Raw genomic sequence first — 17,260 nt, forward strand, 5'->3', positions numbered from 1 at the left:
GGGACTTGGACATGAAGACCGCAGTGGTCACCGGCGGTGGCTCGGGCATCGGCCTGGCCGTGGCGAACCGGCTGCGCGCCGACGGTCTGGACGTTGCCACGATTGACCTGCGCCCCTCAGACGGGCCCGCCACCGACCTCTCCTTCACCGCGGACGTCACCGACCGGCCGCAAGTGGACACCGCGCTCTCGGCGATCCGCTCCCAACTGGGCCCGGTGAGCGTCCTGGTCAATGCCGCGGGATTGGACGGGTTCAAGCGCTTCGCCAACATCAGCTTCGAAGATTGGCTGCGAGTCATCGACGTCAATCTGCATGGCGTCTTTCACACGACTCAGGCGGTGCTGCCCGACATGGTCGAGGCCGGGTGGGGACGGATCGTCAACATCTCGTCATCGAGCACGCATTCCGGCGCTCCCTATATGTCGCACTACGTCGCGGCCAAGTCGGCGGTGAACGGGCTCACCAAGTCGTTGGCTCTCGAATACGGGCCCAGTGGGATCACCGTCAACGCCGTCCCGCCCGGCTTCATCGACACCCCGATGCTGCGCAGCGCCGAGCAACGGGGTGTCCTCGGCGACATCGACGAGACCATCGCCCGCACGCCGGTGCGCCGGATCGGCAAGCCCGAAGACATCGCGGCCGCGTGCGCGTTCCTGGTGTCCGAAGAGGCCGGCTACATCACCGGCCAGATCTTGGGCGTTAACGGCGGCCGGAACACCTGAGCGACGCCGCCGCCGGAATTACCGTGACGAAGCCACACCGCAGCCCCAGAAGGAGACGTCGTGAAGGTCTGGGTTGATCCAGAACGCTGTCAGGGGCACACCCTGTGCGCGATGATCGCGCCGGATTCGTTCCAACTCAGCGACATTGACGGCAGCTCGTCGGCGGTCAACGAGGTGGTTCCCGCCGACCAGGAAGACCAGGTTCGCGAGGCGGCGCATTCCTGCCCGGAGCAGGCGATCAAGATCACCGACGGAACGTGAAGGGAGACAACACGTTGAGTGTCGACGACGGCGTGAGCGACAGCGACCACAAGCCGCTGTACCACTTCGACCGGAATGCCCCGGAGTATCGGTCGAAGTTCGAGCAGATCACCGAGGAGATGCACGCCAGGTGCCCGATGGCGTGGACGGAGACCTACGGCGGGCATTGGGTCGCGGCCGGCAGTAACGAGGTGTTCGAGCTCGCCCGCTGCCCCGCCGTCTCCAACGACCACGACATCAACAACGAACGCCGCGGCTACAAGGGCATCTCCATCCCGACGGCCAGCCGCGTCGCGGCGGTGCGCGGCGGCATCCTCGAGATGGACGAGCCCGACCATCGCATCTACCGAAACGTGCTGAATCCGTATCTTTCGCCCGCTGCGGTCAGGCGCTGGGAGCCGTTCATCCACGACATCACGCGCGCCTGCCTTGACGAGAAGATCGAAGGCGGCAGTATCGACTTCGTCGACGACCTGGCGAACGTGGTGCCCGCCGTGCTGACGCTGGCGATGCTCGGCATTCCCCTGAAGAAGTGGGCCCTCTACAGCGAACCCGTGCACGCGGCCGTCTACACCCCCGAACACTCCCCCGACATCGAGCGGGTCACCGCGATGCACCGCGAGATGGGGCTCGACATGGTCAACAACATGCTCGAGGTCCGCGAGAATCCGCGGCCGGGAATCATCAACGGCCTGTTGCAGATGCGCATCGACGGCGAGCCGGCGCCGGACCTGGAAATTCTCGGAAACCTCGGCCTGGTCATCGGTGGCGGCTTCGACACCACCACGGCACTGACCGCCCACGCACTGGAATGGCTCTCGGAGCATCCCGACGAGCGCGAGCGGCTGTCCAAGGAACGTGACAGCCTGCTCGACCCGGCGACCGAGGAGTTCCTGCGCTACTTCACCCCCGCGCCCGGCGACGGCCGCACCTTCTCCGACGATGTCGAGCTAGACGGCCACCACTTCAAAGAGGGTGAGCGGCTCTGGATCTCGTGGGCGATGGCCAATCGCGATCCCGCGCTGTTCGCCGAGCCGGACACGGTCGTGCTCGACCGTAAAGGCAACCGGCACTTCAGCTTCGGTCTCGGCTTACACCGATGCAAGGGATCCAATGTGGCGCGCACCGTGTTCAAGTCCATGGTGACGGCGGTCCTCGACCGGATGCCGGACTACCGTTGCGATCTTGAAGGCACAGTCCACTACGAGACCATCGGCGTCATCCAGGGCATGCGCAACCTGCCGGCCACCTTTACCCCCGGAACCAAGATCGGCGCCGGCCTCGACGAAACGCTCGAGAAGTTGCAACGCATCTGTGATGAGCAACAACTCGCCCTGCCGGTCACCGAGCGCACCGAAGTCGCGGTCATCGACTGACTTTCGCCGTCGAACGTCGGATCGTCGTGGCTCCCGTGACAACCCCACGTTCGCGAAGGGACGGGTCTAGCCGCGCGGTAGGCCAAGCACGCGCTGGGCGATGATGTTGCGCTGAATTTCCGATGTGCCGCCGGCGATAGTGCCGGAAAAGCTTCGGGCATAACGCTCGAACCAGCTGGCGAAATAGTGGTCGAGGTTCATGTGCGCGTACGGCCCCGTCTGCCCCGGGTGGGTGAGCCCGTCGGCCCCGGCGGCGGTGAACGCCAGATCCATTCCGCGCAACTCCGCTTCCGAGCCGAGCAGCTTCAGTACCGAGATTGCGGCCACGTCGTCCTCGCCGCGAGCGGCGCGGGCCAGCGCCGCCGAGCCCAGCAGACGCAGCGCCTGTTGGTCCATGATCGTCGAGGCATACGCGTCGCGCTCGACCTCGGTGCCGGGACGGAAGTCGGCGATCATGTTCTCGAGGCGGTCGGCGAAGCCCAGCCACATCATGGTGCGTTCGTGGCCCAGCGAGCCGTTGGCCACCGACCAGCCCTGGTTGAGTTCGCCGACCAGATTCTCCACGGGCACCCGCACATCGGTGAAAAACACCTCGTTGAAGTCCAAGTCGTCGATCGAGCACACCGACGCAAATGGCCGGCGCACGACGCCCGGGGTGTCGGTGTGGATCACCAAGACGCTGATTCCCTTGTGTTTGGGCGCATCTGGATCCGTCCGCACGAAGGTCAGCAGGACATCCGCGTCGTGCGCGCCGGAGGTCCACACCTTCTGCCCATTGACCACGAAGTGGTCCCCGTCGAACACCGCGCGGGTGCGCAGCGACGCCAGGTCGGAACCGGCGCTGGGCTCGCTCATCCCCAGCGACGCGGTGATCTCGGCGCGCAGGATGGGCACCGCCCAGCGTTTCTTCTGCTCATCGCTACCGAACGACAATAGCGATGCCCCAACGATATTCACACCCTGCGGGTTGAAGCTGTGATAGATCCGACGGCGGCTGAGCTCCTGCAGGTAGACGAACTGCTGCAACACCGTCGCGTTGCGCCCACCGAACTCCGGAGGCTGGCTGGGCAGCAGCCAGCCGTTGTCGAACAGCAGGCGCTGCCAGCGGCGGGCCCAGTCCGGCATGTGCGAAACCGACTTTGGGCGCTGAAGGGTTTCGCTTGCGGGAGGCAGATTTTCGTCGAGGAATGCGGCGAACTCCGCCCGGAACGCCTCGACGTCGGCATCAAAAGTCAGCTGCACGGTATTCCTCTGCGATCCGCGCGCGATGCTCTGCCGCACCACCTAACAGGAGTTCACCCGCCTTGGCCCGCTTGAGCGCGAATTGCAGGTCGTTCTCCCACGTGAAGCCCATCGCGCCGTGCAGCTGCAGGCCATGCTTGAACACCAGCGATTGGCATTCTCCCGCAGACGCTTTGGCCATCGCGGCCGCCAGCCGGCGGCGGGGATCGTCGGCGGCAATCGTCAGCGCGGCGAAGTAGGCGAGCGCGCGGGCACGCTCCACCGCGACGTGCATGTCGGCGGCCTTGTGCTGGACGGCCTGGAACGAGCCGATTGCCACGCCGAATTGCTGGCGGCTTTTCACGTGCTCCAGCACGAGATCGAGGATGCGCTGGCAGGCGCCGACCATCGAGATCGCCATACCCGTCAGGGCCACGTGGTGCGCCCGCTCGGCGTCGACCGTCACCCGCTCGGTGTCGGGCACCCGCACCTCAGCGAAGGACAAGTCGGCAACGTGCAGCACCGGGTCGAACACCGACGAGCGCCGGGCCGACACCTGGCTGGAGGCGACAAGAAACACTCCGGCATCGGTCACCACCGCCAACCGGTCCGCGCGATCGCCGTCCAGCACGTGGCGCGCGGTGCCGTCGCGCACCCAACCGTCGGCATCGCGGTGCGCAACCACGCCATGGTGGACCGCGGTGCCCGACTCGTGCGGATCGAAGTGGTCGGCGGCCAACGGCGCGAACTGACTCATCGTCGCCAGAAACGGCGTGGGATCGGTTGCGCGGCCTAGCTCTTCGAGCACGATCGCCAGCTCCACCGCGCTCTCCGGATCGCTCAGCTCGGTCCAGCCCTGGTCTACATACGACTTCCACAGCGGGCTCGGATCGACACCCTCTTCGGCCACGCTGCGCACCAACGAGGCGGGGCACTGCTTCGCGACGGCGTCACGCACCGTGCTCTGCCACAGTCGCTGATCAGCATCGAACTCCAACAGCATCGGGGCCGCCTCCTGTCGTCAACGCCATGGTGAGAATATCATTCTCACTCCCGGAAGTAGTAATCTCGGTTTCCGCGTATGACGTATCGATCGGCCATCGCCCGGCCTCATGATCAGGGCGCGGTTTGCCTGCGCCCGGTGCCGCTCTGTCAGCGGCGGCGTCGGGGTATCTCGACGAAGTCAGGCCCCTCGGCGTGCGGGTCGAGGTGGCCGAGACGATCGGCCGGCTTTGGGAGGCCGCAGCGCGCGACCAGGGCGCGGACTCGGACTTCAGGACGGTGATCAGACCTTTCGAGAATGCCGCCGGCGTCACTGTGGGCCAGGCGAATTCACCGTCGTCGGCCTAAAAGACCGCGTACCACATCGCGACGTATTGGCACAGGGCCGCGACCGCGGTGCAGGCGTGGAACAGTTCGTGGTAGCCGAATGTCTGCGGCCACGGGTCGGGCCGGCGCAGGCCGTAGACCACCGCACCGATGCTGTACAACGCTCCACCGACCGCCAACAGCACCGTCGCGGCCACCCCGGCGTTGTGCAGGATCAGCGGGGTGTACCAGATCGCCACCCAACCCAGCAGCAGGTAGAGCGCAACCCCGAGCCACCGCGGTGCCGACGGCCAAAACAGCGTCAGCAAGATTCCGGCCACCGCACCACCCCACACGATCGACAGCACCACGTGTCCCGTCGTGCGCGGCATGTCAAGCCTGGCGAACGGTGTATAACTGCCGGCGATGAACACGAAGATCATCGAGTGGTCCAGCCGCCGCATCCACTTTCGGGCGATCGGCGACTCCCAGTGGACGCGGTGGTAGATGGCGCTCACACCGAACATCGCCACTATCGCCAGGGTGTAGGTCAAAGTCGAGTGGCCGGCCCGCTTCGACGCAAGCGACCACGACACCACCACCAGGGCCGAACCCGCGAAGAAAGCTGCGATCGCGCAGTAGAAGTGGATCCAACCTCGCAACCGCGGCCGGGTCAGGATGTTCGCGGGTTCCTCGGCACGCGGGGCCTCGCGCACCGTGTCGGTCCGAGAGACCGTTTTGGATTGTTTGCTCATTATCCCCTCCCTCGCCACTGTGTTGCTGCCAGGCCTATCCCCCGAGGCGAGCTGCTCTTCAGATTGTCCCGCCGCACCTTGGCTGACGGCTGTGCCGCAGCTATGAATCGGCTTTGCCGCACGCCGATGTGCTGGGCAAATCACCGAATGTCGTTGTGTGGAAGCAACTTCGCGGCTGCCGCGGCTCAGCCTCCACGTCGATCACGGTGGGCCAATCCGGCTGCGGAGAGATCTCGACGACGTCCTCGTCCGGCTGACCAAAGCCGCTGACCAGCAACGCATGACAGTTGTCGGCGCCGTCCCGATGACGCGCGTAGACGTAGTTGCCCGAGATGCGCCGGTCGATGTGGGCGGGCGCCACATACAGCGCCGCGTTCTCCAGCCAGCCCAGCGCGGAGTCGCCGAGAAGGACCGGCATCTCACCGGGCAGGCCGGCGAGCACCCGGCGCAGCTGCTCAACATCCATCGGCTAGCCAACCCCTTTCGTACCTAACGATTCACAACGACCTGGGAGAGCCAGGCTAGGAAAGAATCGCTGAGAATCCACTGAGAAGGTCTGTGAGCTGCCTTGTTCTCAGGCGATGTCAAGCCGCGATCGTCGCGTTGCTGGCGCTTTCGCTGGCCGGCGCGATATTGGTCGCAATCCTCTACCGATCACTGCTGGACGCTGTCGATGATGCCACCGAGGCCCGAGTGCGCAGCATCGTCGAAGAACTCCACTCCGAACCTCCCGGAAGGCTCGACAGCGCCCTGCTGGCCACGGACCAACACGTGGTTGCGGTACAAGTAATCGCACCCGATGGCAAGGTGATCAGCCGGTCCGGGCTCGCCTCGAACAATGCGTTGATCCCCGTTGCGCAGTTCGACGGCAACTTGCGCCGCGGCATTCCCGACGACGAAGTGCCCACTGACAATATGCGGATCAGCGGTCAACGGGTCGGCACTCCGACCGGCCAGTACACGGTGCTGGTCGGCGGGGGCAGCGAGGCGGTCGAGGCGACCGCACGAACCGTCGCACTGCTCTTCGCTTGCGGCGCACCGCTAATAATCGCGGTAGCAGCAGCCGCAAGCTACTGGCTGGTCCGCCGATCGTTGCAATCCGTCGACGCAATCCGCAGCAGGGTTGCCGACATCTCGGCTTCGGACTTGGCCGAACGGGTTCCCGTCCCGACCAGCCGAGACGAGATTTCGGCCCTGGCGGTCACCATGAACGAAATGCTGGCGCGTATCGAAGCCAGCCACCGCATGCAAAAGCGCTTCGTCAGCGACGCGTCTCATGAACTGCGCGGCCCGCTGGCCACCATCATCTCGGGACTGGAAGTCGCTGAGGCCCATCCGGAACTACTCGACGCGGAGCTGGCGGTCGGCACCCTACTTCCCGAGGCGCATCGGATGCGCGCGTTGATCGAGGACCTGCTCCTGCTGGCCCGCGCCTATGAACAACGCCTGGTGTTGCGCAACGAGCCGATCCTGCTCGGCGATCTCGCCGAGGTCGAGGCCACTCGCGCGCAGCGTGAGACCGGATGCGAGATCTACACCGACATCTCTTCGGCACGCCTGATCGGTGACCCGTCCGCGATGGGACGGGTAATCCGTAACCTCGTGGAAAATGCTGTCCGCCATGCGAAATCCCGTATCGACGTCCGGGTGAGCAGCCGAGGCGGCGCTGCGGTGCTCACCGTCAGCGACGACGGCCCGGGCATCGCCCCGGCCGATCGAGGCCGGGTGTTCGAACGGTTCGTGCGACTGGACGAAGCTCGCGCCCGCAGCGGCGGCGGCACCGGCCTGGGCTTGGCGATCGTCGCCGAGGTCGTGGCCGCGCACGGTGGCAGGGTTACGATCGACGACCGGCCCGGCGGTGGAACCGCGATGACCGTAACGCTGCCGCAGCCGGCGAATCGCAAGGCCAGTGGAGCGAGCTGAGCAACGTATCCAGCGCACGGGTTTCGGCTGCCGGGTCAGGATGGGCCGCCCGCAGGGCGGTCAGCGCGGGGTTGGTTTGCCGGTCAAGGACGGTCCGGGCTTTTCCGTCCATCGAGCGTAGGCTGGGTTCGGCTTCTTCCCAAGCGATTTCGAGATCTTCGATGCGGTCGCGGGTGCAGCTTTGAACGTCTCCCTGCACCTCGGCCAGCATGCCTTTGGCGATGGCCCGGAACTTCGCGATATCGACGGTCGGAAAGGGGTGCAACGGCATCGCTAAGATGGGCTTTCACTCAGCCGCTCAAGCGGTAGCCGACTCCGCGAAGGGTCTCAATGGTGTTGGTGTCAAAGGGAATATCGATCTTACGACGCAGGTAACCCATGTATACCTCGACGACGTTGTCGGGACCCTGATGGTGGGCATTCCCAAACGTTTTGCAAGATCTCGGCTTTCGTCACGACAACGTCCTTTTTGCGCATCAGGAACTCCAACAACCCGTACTCACGGGGGGTCAGCGAGATCGGAGCGGAGCCACGTTGCACCGTGTGTCGCGCGGGATCAAGCGACAGCGTTCCCGCCGTCATCACGACGGGCCGCTCCGGAGCGCCGCGCCGCACCAGGGCGCGCAGGCGGGCCACCAGCACCCGGAACGAAAACGGTTTCGTCAGATAGTCATCCGCGCCGAGATCGAACGCATCGGTCTCGTCATACTCACCATCCTTCGCGGTGAGCATCAGCACAGGTGTCCAAACATCTCGCGCCCGCATGCGGCGCAGCACCTCATATCCGCTGTGCCCCGGCAACATGATGTCGAGAATCACCACGTCGAAGCTGTTCTCGATCGCCTCGTGCAAGCCTTCGATGCCCGTGCCGACGGGCACCACGACAAAACCCTCGGCCTTCAGCCCCATGGACAACGTCGCCGACAGGCGCGCCTCGTCCTCGACCAGCAAGACCCTCATATCGGTACGCTACGTCGCACGCCGGGCGCGCGAAAGGCAGGACGGGGTCATGCGTTTGGCTCCACCGCGTCGCCGACGGACTGCCGATCGGGGTCGACGTGTCCCGGATGGCGTTCAGGGCGTTGCGGCAAGGCGATGAGCAGCACGACGATCACCGCGGCCAGGGCGGCCGAGGCCAGCGGGCGACTCAGGGCCAGGCCGCCGTCGGCGACGGGCTTGTCCAGGAAGTCGCCCACCGTCGCGCCGAGCGGCCGGGTCAGGATGAATGCCACCCAAAACAGGGCGACACGGGAGATGCCGGTCCAGTAGTACAGCGCCACGACAGCCAGCAGTGCCGCGCCGAACACCAGCGCGCCGCGCTCGTAGCCAAATCCCCTCGTGTCGGCGAGCCAATCGCCCAGCGCGGTGCCGAGCGTCTGGGAGAACGTGATGGTTGCCCAGTAGAACGCCTCCACCCTGGGCGTCAAGACCGTGCTGACCGAGACCGATCCCTGTGACCATCGCCAAAGCCCCAGGGTCACCAACAGACAGGCCAGCAAGAGCAGCGATCCGCCCGTGTAGCCGATGCCGAGCGACCGGTCGGCGAAATCGGCCAGTACCGTGCCGAACGTCGTCGAGGCGACAATCGTCGCCCAGTACAGAACCGCGTGGAAACGCTTGGCGAAGATCTGCGCGGCAACCAGCGTCACCAACGTGAAGCCGAAGATCGCCACTCCGGCGGCGTAACCCCAATCGAGGGTCATCGTGACGGTATCGCCGCCGGTCTCGCCGAGCGTCGTGGCGAACACCTTGATCACCCAGAAGCCGAGGGTGACGGCCGGCACCTTGGTCAGCGCCCGTTTCGTCGCGTCGTGCATCGGGGTGACCCTCCGGTCGTGTTCGCATGGACAGGCGACCACATGCTGACGTAGCCGCGCTGAGAAATCGCTGAGACCGGCCTTTCGGTGACAGTTTCCGAAGAACTGTAAAGCCGACCCGCGCTGGGTGTCCAAGCCGCCAGGCCATTCGAAGCAACCTCGCCGCGGCAGCTGTCTGTCCCCAAAGAACCCGGAGAATGATATTATCCGGATTGAGAACGACAATTGCTTCGCCAATGGTAATACCGGCCCCCAACAGGGAAGATAGCTAACCGAGATGCTTACCGGAAACCCACCGAACGACGGCCGAAAAGAATGTTAGATTATCTATATTATGATCAGGTTTGGCTCACCTTGGCTACCGGAACCGTAGGGTGGCCGTCGTGATCCAGCACGTTGACGGGACACGCACGCCGCTGATCGACGCGAGCGTGCACATCTTCTTCCCGTCGAGCAAAGCTTTGCGGAAAGTGTTGCGCGAGCCGTTCAAGAGCCGCGGCTTCCCGGATTACGAGATGGACTGGTACGGCGCTCCCGGCGGGGAGTACGCGCCCAACACCGAGGGCCCCGACGGCCAGTATCCCGGCTCGGATCCGGGATACGTTGCCCACGAACTGTTCACGAAGCGGGGAGTCGACGTCGCGGTCCTGCACCCGATGGGGCGGGGCATCATGCCGGACCGGCACCTGGGCAGCGCCCTGCACGCCGCGCACAACGAGATGCTGGTGTCGGACTGGCTGGAGTCCGCCGAATTCGGCGACAAGTTCCGCGGGACCATCCGGGTGAATCCCGATGACATCCCCGGTGCGTTGCGCGAGATCGAGAAATGGGGCTCGCACCCTCGCGTGGTGCAGATCGGCGTGCCGCTGCAATCCCGCGAGCTTTTCGGCAAGCCACAGTTCTGGCCGATCTGGGAGGCCGCGGTCGACGCGGGCCTACCGGTCGCGGTGCACATCGAAGTGGGCAACGGGATCATGTTCCCGCCCACTCCGTCGGGTAACACTCGCACCTACGAGCAGTACGTCAGCTTCATGGCGCTGAACTACATCTACCACCTGATGAACATGATCGCCGAGGGCGTGTTCGAGCGATTCGCCAGCCTGAAATTCGTCTGGGCCGACGGCGCGGCGGACCTGGTGACACCGTTCATCTGGCGGATGGACACGTTCGGCCGGCCGCACCTCGAGCAGACGCCATGGGCGCCGCGCATCCCCAGCGATTACCTGCCCGGGCACGTCTATTTCGTCCAGGGCAGCCTCGACGGACCCGGCGACGTCGAATTCGCCGGCGAATGGTTCGGCTTCACCGGCAAGGAAGACATGGTGATGTTCGGATCCAGCTACCCGCATTGGCAATTCGGTGACGCCACGAAGTTGCCCAGGGCACTGTCCGCCGAACAGCGCGACAAGTTGTGCTGGCGCAACGCAGCGCAGCTGTACGGCATAGACATTCCCGCCGGGGTGGGCGCACAGTAGGAGACAAGACGTGACACTGAGGAGCTTCAGATGACGTTGACCCATTCGCAGGAGCGGGTTCCCGCCACAGAGCGCATAGCCGTCCGGTGCGTCGACTCGGATGTCCACCCGGCGCCCAAGCGCGGCGAGCTGGTCCCGTACATCCCCGAGCCCTGGCGCAGCAAGTACTTCCTCAACCGCCACGTGGGTGAGCTGATCTACTACGACGCCCCCGATTACGCCCACTCCTACGCGATGCGCGTGGACACCTTCCCCGCCAACGGCGAGTTCCCCTGCAGCGACCCAGATCTCGCGTTCCGCCAGCTGATCATGGAGGCCGGCTCCGACATCGCGATCCTGGAGCCGGCCGCCTACCCGGCGCGCCTGCCCGAGGCGCAGCACGCGATGTCGTACGCGCTGAACGACTGGCAGGCCAATCACTGGCTGGACAGCCATAACAACTGGCACGAGCGTTGGCGTGGTTCGATTTGCCTCGCCATCGAACAGCCGGAAGAGGCCGTGCACGAGATCGAGCGCTGGGCCGGGCATCCCTTCATGGCGCAGATCCTGATCAAGGCAGAGCCGAAGCCGTCCTGGGGCCATCCCAAGTACGACCCGATCTGGGCGGCGGCCACCAAGCACGACATCACCGTCAGCTGCCACCTGTCGCGCAGCCAGTACGACGAGCTACCGATCCCGCCGGTGGGATTCCCCAGCTATAACCACGACTTCATGGTCACCTACTCGCTGCTGGCCGCCAATCAGGTGATGAGCCTGATCTTCGACGGCGTCTTCGACCGCTTCCCGACGCTGCGCATCGTTTTCGTCGAACACGCCTTCACCTGGATCCTGCCGCTGATGTGGCGCATGGACGCCATCTACGAAGCGCGCAAGTCTTACGTCGACATCAAGCGCAAGCCGTCGGAGTACGTCAAGGACCACATCAAGTTCACCACCCAGCCGCTGGACTACCCCGAAGACAAGACCGAGCTGACCCGCGCCCTGGAATGGATGGAATGCGAAAAGATCCTGCTGTTCTCCTCCGACTACCCGCACTGGACGTTCGACGATCCGCGCTGGTTGGTCAAGCACCTCCCCAAGTACGCCAGGGACGCGGTGATGTACAAGAACGGCATCGCGACCTATCACCTGCCCGAGACCGTTCCGGTTCTCGAGGGCCAAGTCCGGGTGCTCTGAGTTGACGGAAGAAACCAAACGGCCCGAGCCCCGACTCGCCCAGGGCCGCGAGCATGTCGTCGCCACGGTGGACGAAATCCCGCCGGGCAAGCACAAGCTGGTACCGATCGGGCGCCACGGCGTGGGTGTGTACAACGTCAACGGCTCCTTCTATGCCATCGCGAATTACTGTCCCCACCAAGGGGGACCGCTGTGCTCGGGACGGGCCCGGGGACGCACGATCGTCGATGAGACCGCTCCGGGTGACTCGGTCATGGTGCGCGACCTGGAATACATCTATTGCCCTTGGCACCAATGGGGTTTCGAGTTGGCCACCGGAACCACCGCGGTCAAGCCCGAATGGAGCATCCGCACCTATCCGGTGCGCGTCGTCGGCAACGACGTGCTGGTCCAGGCCTAGATATAGGAGAGTCGCGTGCCTTCAATCGAGATCAACGGGGGAAACGTTGTCTACGAAATCCTGGGTGGATCAGGTGATCTCATTGCGCTGACCCCGGGCGGACGGTTCAGCAAAGAGATCGAGGGCCTGCGTCCGCTGGCCGACGCCCTGGCCGCGGGCGGCTACCGGGTCCTGTTGTGGGACCGGCCCAACTGCGGCGCCTCCGACGTCCAGTTCTACGGCCCGAGTGAGTCGCACATGCGGGCCGAGACGCTGCACAAGCTGGTGACAGGCCTCGGTTTCGAGCGCTGCATCCTGGCCGGGGGTTCCGGCGGCGCAAGGGATTCCATGCTGACCACGATGCTCTACCCGGAGATGGTCACCAAACTCGTCGTGTGGAACATCGTCGGCGGCATCTACGGCACCTTCGTGCTCGGCTCCTTCTACATCATCCCCAGCATCCTCGCGGTGCGCGGCACCGGCATGGACGGCGTGGTGAAGGTGCAGGAGTGGCGCGACCGCATCGAGGAGAACCCGAACAACAAGCAGCGCTTCCTCGACTTCGACTCCGACGAGTTCCTCAAGGTGATGCTGCGCTGGCTCAACGCGTTCGTCTCCAAGCCCGGGCAGACCATCCCGGGTGTCGAGGACGAGATGTTCGACCGAATCAAGCTGCCCACGTTGATCATTCGCGGCGGCGAGAACGACATGGATCACCCCAAGCGGACCTCGCTCGAGGTCAGTTGCTTGATCAAGGGATCGAAGCTCATCGACCCGCCGTGGCCTGAGGATGCCTGGGAGCGCGCCTCCGAGGACCGCGCGGCCGGCCGGGTCAAGCATTTCAACATGTTCGACACCTGGGTGCAAGCGGCGCCCGCGATCCTCGAATTCCTGGACTCGTGATGGAGCTACACGGCGCGAATGTGAACCTCGCAGTTGAGCGACGCCTCCAGCGCCGTGCGTATCCGGCTTTCCGGAATGCGGTCGAGGTCGGACTCCCGCAGTGTCACGTGAACGATGTCGAAGCCTTCGTTACCGGGGGTGCGCTGGATATCACCGGCGAGGCCGAATGCGGACAGCACGCCGTGCGCGTCGTCGTCGGTTCCCCGGCTGACAAACGTGATAACGCCCGGAACCGGCGTGCCGTTGAACACTTTGGCGCACAATCCGATTGCAGCGTCCTTGGCCGTGTCGTCGTCTGCGGCCGCAATCAGCACTTCGACTTCGCGACGGCTCACCGGCATGGACGCAAGGTCGTTCTCGACCACGCCGGCGCCGCCGGCGGCCGCGAGCTCGAGGAGCGCCGCCATGCCGTCGCGTAGTTGCGCGGACGTCAGCACCCCGTCCGGGTCGACGTTGACACGCACCACCGCAGTTCGCATGGGCGCAAGCCTAACCAAGACGATGGCAGGCCAGCTTTGAACACCACACAGTCCACCCCCATCATCACCGGAACCGTGCCCGGGTGCACACCGCGGCTGCTGACGGCGCAGTCCGGCCGGGAAGATCTGGCTTCCTACCGGCAAAGTGGCGGCTACGTCCCGCTCGCCGACCCCGACGCATTGCTGAGCGAAGTGGAAGCGGGCGGCCTAGTCGGTCGGGGTGGCGCCGCCTTTCCGCTCGCGGTGAAGCTGCGAACCGTGCGCGACAACGGGCGACTGACGGCCGAGACTGGTGGCACCGTCGTCGTCGCGAACGGCGAAGAGGGAGAACCGGCTTCGGTCAAGGACCGCTGGTTGTTGCGCAACCGCCCGCACTTGATTCTGGACGGTCTGCGGCTGGCCGCAGCGATCGTCGGCGCCGACCGGGCCTACGTCTACGTGTCCGACTCGGAATCGGCCCACAGCGCCGAAACCGCACTCGGCGAACTTAATTCGGAAAACCTGGGCGTCCAGGTCGAGCTGCTGTCGGTGCAGCCGGGGTATGTCGCCGGCGAGGAGACGGCCGCGGTTCGCATGATCAACGAGGGTTTGGCCAAGCCTACGGACAAGCCCCCGCGGCCGTTCGAGGCGGGCGTCGACGACCGGCCCACCCTGGTCAGCAACGTCGAGACGTTGGCCAATCTGCCTTATCTGCAGTGTTACGGCGGGGCAGCGTTTCGTTCCGCGGGCACGTCGCTGTCCACGGGCACGTTCCTCGCCACCATCACCGGCGCGGGCCGGGCGCCGGTGCTATACGAGCTCCCCCACGGCTTGCGGTTCACCGAACTGCTTGCCCTGCACGGGATTTTGCCCGACCAGGTCCGCGGCGCGCTGATGGGCGGTTACTTTGCCGGACTGCTCAACCGCCGCGTGCTGGAATCCAGCCTGGATCACGAGACGATGCGGCGCCTGGGCAGCGGCCTGGGCTGCGGCGCAATATCGGTGATCACCGACGACTGCCCGGTCGCTGTCGCGGCATCGGTGCTGGCCTACTTCGACCGCGAGAATGCCGGGCAATGCGGGTCGTGCTTCAACGGGACCGCGGCGATGGCCGCCGCCGCCGAGGCGTTGCGCGACGGCGGCGCGACGAAAGAAGATGTCGACCGATTGCGCCGCTGGTCGGTGCTGCTGCGCGGACGCGGCGCCTGCGCGACACTGGACGCCGCCACCAACGTGGCAGCCAGCCTGCTCGATCAGTTCCCGGGCGAAGTCGCCGCGCATCTCGACAGCAGTTGCCAGGACTGCGCTCGCGGCGCATACCGTGCCAACCGGCCATACGAGGCGGAAGCTGTGAGGAGAGCATGAAAATCCGCTTGGATCGCACCGTGTGCGACGGCTTCGGTGTCTGCGCCAAATACGCGCCCGGGTACTTCTCGCTCGACGACTGGGGCTATGCGTCTCTCATCGCAGACGGCACGGTGGCCGAGGCCGATCGCGACGCGGTCATGCGCGCACTGATGGACTGCCCGGTGCACGCCATCACCGAGATCGGCGAACACAAAGCCAGCGTCTCTCAGCTGCCACTTGCCGACACAGACGATCCGGCGGAACACCTCAAAACCGAAGAGAACGAAGCGGAATGGGGTTTCACGCGCTGACCTGTGTTTTGGCGCTGCTAGAGGCATTGACTCACGCCAACCACGGCCGGGATGTTCCCTATGGGAGGCCAGTAGGTCGTGCCTGCTAGAAGTGATAACGTAATTCTCCGATTCGCATAACGGGCCTACCATGCGGGCCGCGCGACTCCCGGAGGTGACGTGTCAGCAGCACCGGGCCGCCCATTGCCCCTGGTCACGCAGGAGAACGAGTTTTTCTGGACCTCGGGTGCCGACGGCAGGCTGCGACTGCAGGAATGTCAATCCTGCGCGTCCCTGATTCATCCGCCCGCGCCGGTATGCCGCTACTGCCGCTCCCGTGACGTCGGTGTTCGGGCGGTCTCCGGCCGGGCGACGGTCGCCGGGTTCACCATCAACGAGCGGTTCAGCCTGCCCGGCCTGGCGGCGCCCTACGTGATCGCACAGGTGGCCATTGCCGAGGACCCCCGCGTGCGACTGACCACCAACATCGTCGACTGCGACCCTGAAGCGCTGGAGCTCGGCCAGCAGGTCGAGGTCGCCTTCAAGCAGGTCGAGGACGTGTGGTTTCCGCTGTTTCGGCCCGTCCCGGATGCCGAGCCCGGTGAGCTGCCGGTCGACGAGATCGCGCCGGAGCGGTTCGGCGAATACGTGCGACCGATGCTGACGGCCGAGAAATTCGAAGACAAGGTCGCGCTGACCGGGATCGGCATGTCACCGATCGGTCGCCGGCTGATGGCACACCCGCTGTCGCTGACCGTCCAGGCGTGCGAGGCGGCCATCGCCGACGCCGGCCTGACGTACGCGGACATCGACGGCCTGTCGACCTACCCCGGCCCGCTCAACATCGCGGGCATGGGCGAAGGCGGGGTCACCGCGCTGGAGGCCGCGCTGGGCATCCGGCCGGCGTGGCACAACGGCACCATGGAGACCTTCGGCCCCGGCGGCTCGGTGATCGCCGCGATGCTGGCGATCGCCTGCGGGCTGGCGCGGCACGTGTTGTGCTTCCGCACGGTGTGGGAGGCCACCCACGGCGAGCTGATGAAGCAGGGCAAGATAGCCCCGTCAATGGGCCGGATGTCGGGCTGGCAGATGCCGTTCGGCGCGACGTCGGCGGCACACACCCTGGCGATGAACGCGCAGCGCCACTTCCACCGCTACGGCACCACCAGGGAAACACTGGGCTGGATTGCGTTGAACCAGCGCGCCAACGCCGAACTCAACCCGACGGCCATCTACCGCACCCCGATGACGATGGACGACTATCTCAACGCGCGGCCCATCACCACGCCATTCGGGTTGTACGACTGTGACGTGCCGTGCGACGGGGCGATCGCCGTCATCGTCTCCGCCGTCGACGCCGCCCGCGATATGCCGAAACCGCCAGTCTTCGTGGAGGCCGTCGGAACGCAGATCGTCGAGCGACTCGATTGGGACCAAAGCACGTTGACGCACGAGCCACAGGTCCTGGGTCAGGCGGCACATGTGTGGACGCGAACCTCGCTGCGGCCCAGCGACGTCGATGTTGCCGAGTTGTACGACGGGTTTTCCTTCAACTGCCTGTGCTGGATCGAGGCGCTGGGTTTCTGCGGGATCGGCGAGGCCAAGGACTTCCTGGACGGCGGCAAGAACATCGCGCGCGACGGACAATTACCGCTCAACACCCACGGCGGCCAACTCTCGCACGGCCGCACCCACGGCATGGGACTGCTGCACGAGGCGGTAACACAGCTGCGCGGCGAGGCCGGTGACCGCCAGGTCGCAGGCGCCCGTGTCGGTGTGGTCAGCAGCGGCGGCCTGACGCCCAGCGGCGTGCTCCTGTTGCGGGCCCTTCAATGAACAAGCGTGAGCA

The 17,260-nt window shown here is 65.4% G+C and carries 17 protein-coding genes and 2 pseudogenes; 12 read left to right on the top strand and 7 right to left on the bottom strand.

Translation table 11 applies throughout. The features are described 5' to 3' along the window. The first annotated feature begins 11 nt into the window (after positions 1-11). Genes MSG_RS21140 through MSG_RS21150 form a run of 3 tightly spaced genes read left to right on the top strand, consistent with a single transcriptional unit; the run spans position 12 to position 2,359 of the window. Positions 12-722: an SDR family NAD(P)-dependent oxidoreductase gene (locus MSG_RS21140; protein ID WP_096442719.1), complete on the top strand. Its 711-nt coding sequence runs from the start codon at positions 12-14 to the stop codon at positions 720-722. 60 nt (positions 723-782) lie between these two features. Beyond that, positions 783-983 (top strand): ferredoxin, encoded by a 201-nt coding sequence (locus MSG_RS21145; RefSeq protein WP_096442721.1) that lies wholly within the window; start codon positions 783-785, stop codon positions 981-983. Positions 984-997: 14 nt separating this feature from the next. Beyond that, on the top strand, positions 998-2,359 hold the full coding sequence (locus tag MSG_RS21150; protein WP_096444709.1) for a cytochrome P450: 1,362 nt from the start codon (positions 998-1,000) through the stop codon (positions 2,357-2,359). Between the two features lie 66 nt (positions 2,360-2,425). On the opposite strand, the gene MSG_RS21155 is transcribed toward MSG_RS21150, so the two are convergent. Next, on the bottom strand, positions 2,426-3,601 hold the full coding sequence (locus MSG_RS21155) for an acyl-CoA dehydrogenase family protein (protein ID WP_096442723.1): 1,176 nt from the start codon (positions 3,599-3,601) through the stop codon (positions 2,426-2,428). Further along, the gene (locus MSG_RS21160) at positions 3,585-4,583 is read right to left on the bottom strand and encodes an acyl-CoA dehydrogenase family protein (protein ID WP_096442725.1); all 999 of its coding nucleotides are present in this window, start codon (positions 4,581-4,583) and stop codon (positions 3,585-3,587) included. Before MSG_RS21160 ends, MSG_RS21155 begins: the two co-directional genes overlap by 17 nt. A gap of 167 nt (positions 4,584-4,750) precedes the next feature. Here MSG_RS21160 and MSG_RS21165 point away from each other — a divergent pair. Beyond that, positions 4,751-4,930: pseudogene (locus tag MSG_RS21165) on the top strand (NAD(P)-dependent oxidoreductase); the annotation flags it as partial. On the opposite strand, the gene trhA reads toward MSG_RS21165, so the two are convergent. Then, positions 4,927-5,643 carry a PAQR family membrane homeostasis protein TrhA gene (gene trhA / locus MSG_RS21170; RefSeq protein WP_096442727.1) on the bottom strand — a complete coding sequence of 239 codons (717 nt, stop codon included), beginning with the start codon at positions 5,641-5,643 and terminating at the stop codon, positions 4,927-4,929. The pseudogene MSG_RS21165 and the gene trhA sit on opposite strands and share 4 nt — an antisense overlap. A gap of 100 nt (positions 5,644-5,743) precedes the next feature. Beyond that, positions 5,744-6,109, bottom strand: a complete 366-nt coding sequence (locus MSG_RS21175; RefSeq protein ID WP_096442729.1) for a hypothetical protein — start codon at positions 6,107-6,109, stop codon at positions 5,744-5,746. Between the two features lie 92 nt (positions 6,110-6,201). Here MSG_RS21175 and MSG_RS21180 point away from each other — a divergent pair, with 92 nt between their 5' ends. After that, complete coding sequence (locus MSG_RS21180; protein ID WP_232011096.1) at positions 6,202-7,566, top strand: sensor histidine kinase; 1,365 nt, start codon at positions 6,202-6,204, stop codon at positions 7,564-7,566. 290 nt (positions 7,567-7,856) lie between these two features. On the opposite strand, the pseudogene MSG_RS21185 reads toward MSG_RS21180, so the two are convergent. Both MSG_RS21185 and MSG_RS21190 read right to left on the bottom strand, forming a co-directional pair. Continuing rightward, positions 7,857-8,526, bottom strand: a pseudogene (locus MSG_RS21185) (response regulator transcription factor). Positions 8,527-8,573: 47 nt separating this feature from the next. Continuing rightward, on the bottom strand, positions 8,574-9,383 hold the full coding sequence (locus MSG_RS21190; RefSeq protein WP_096442733.1) for a COG4705 family protein: 810 nt from the start codon (positions 9,381-9,383) through the stop codon (positions 8,574-8,576). Between the two features lie 383 nt (positions 9,384-9,766). Here MSG_RS21190 and MSG_RS21195 point away from each other — a divergent pair, with 383 nt between their 5' ends. The 4 genes from MSG_RS21195 to MSG_RS21210 are packed head-to-tail and all read left to right on the top strand — an operon-like array spanning position 9,767 to position 13,316. Continuing rightward, entirely contained in the window at positions 9,767-10,858 is a 1,092-nt protein-coding gene (locus tag MSG_RS21195) for an amidohydrolase family protein (RefSeq protein ID WP_096444710.1), read from the top strand. A 30-nt stretch (positions 10,859-10,888) separates the two neighbouring features. Beyond that, positions 10,889-12,034, top strand: a complete 1,146-nt coding sequence (locus MSG_RS21200; RefSeq protein ID WP_096442735.1) for an amidohydrolase family protein — start codon at positions 10,889-10,891, stop codon at positions 12,032-12,034. A 1-nt stretch (position 12,035) separates the two neighbouring features. Beyond that, complete coding sequence (locus tag MSG_RS21205) at positions 12,036-12,434, top strand: Rieske (2Fe-2S) protein (protein ID WP_046181758.1); 399 nt, start codon at positions 12,036-12,038, stop codon at positions 12,432-12,434. 15 nt (positions 12,435-12,449) lie between these two features. Further along, complete coding sequence (locus MSG_RS21210; protein WP_096442737.1) at positions 12,450-13,316, top strand: alpha/beta fold hydrolase; 867 nt, start codon at positions 12,450-12,452, stop codon at positions 13,314-13,316. A 5-nt stretch (positions 13,317-13,321) separates the two neighbouring features. On the opposite strand, the gene MSG_RS21215 is transcribed toward MSG_RS21210, so the two are convergent. Then, a complete protein-coding gene (locus MSG_RS21215) occupies positions 13,322-13,795 on the bottom strand; it encodes a hypothetical protein (RefSeq protein ID WP_096442739.1) in 474 nt (157 codons plus the stop codon). A gap of 36 nt (positions 13,796-13,831) precedes the next feature. Here MSG_RS21215 and MSG_RS21220 point away from each other — a divergent pair, with 36 nt between their 5' ends. The 3 genes from MSG_RS21220 to MSG_RS21230 all read left to right on the top strand — a co-directional run bounded on the left by MSG_RS21220 (position 13,832) and on the right by MSG_RS21230 (position 17,247). Further along, positions 13,832-15,139 (top strand): NADH-ubiquinone oxidoreductase-F iron-sulfur binding region domain-containing protein, encoded by a 1,308-nt coding sequence (locus tag MSG_RS21220; RefSeq protein ID WP_096442741.1) that lies wholly within the window; start codon positions 13,832-13,834, stop codon positions 15,137-15,139. Next, entirely contained in the window at positions 15,136-15,432 is a 297-nt protein-coding gene (locus MSG_RS21225; RefSeq protein WP_096442743.1) for a ferredoxin, read from the top strand. The genes MSG_RS21220 and MSG_RS21225 overlap by 4 nt, the downstream gene beginning before the upstream one ends. A gap of 159 nt (positions 15,433-15,591) precedes the next feature. Further along, positions 15,592-17,247 (top strand): thiolase C-terminal domain-containing protein, encoded by a 1,656-nt coding sequence (locus tag MSG_RS21230; RefSeq protein ID WP_096442745.1) that lies wholly within the window; start codon positions 15,592-15,594, stop codon positions 17,245-17,247. Positions 17,248-17,260 lie beyond the last annotated feature (13 nt).

This window comes from Mycobacterium shigaense (assembly GCF_002356315.1).
GTDB lineage: Bacteria > Actinomycetota > Actinomycetes > Mycobacteriales > Mycobacteriaceae > Mycobacterium > Mycobacterium shigaense.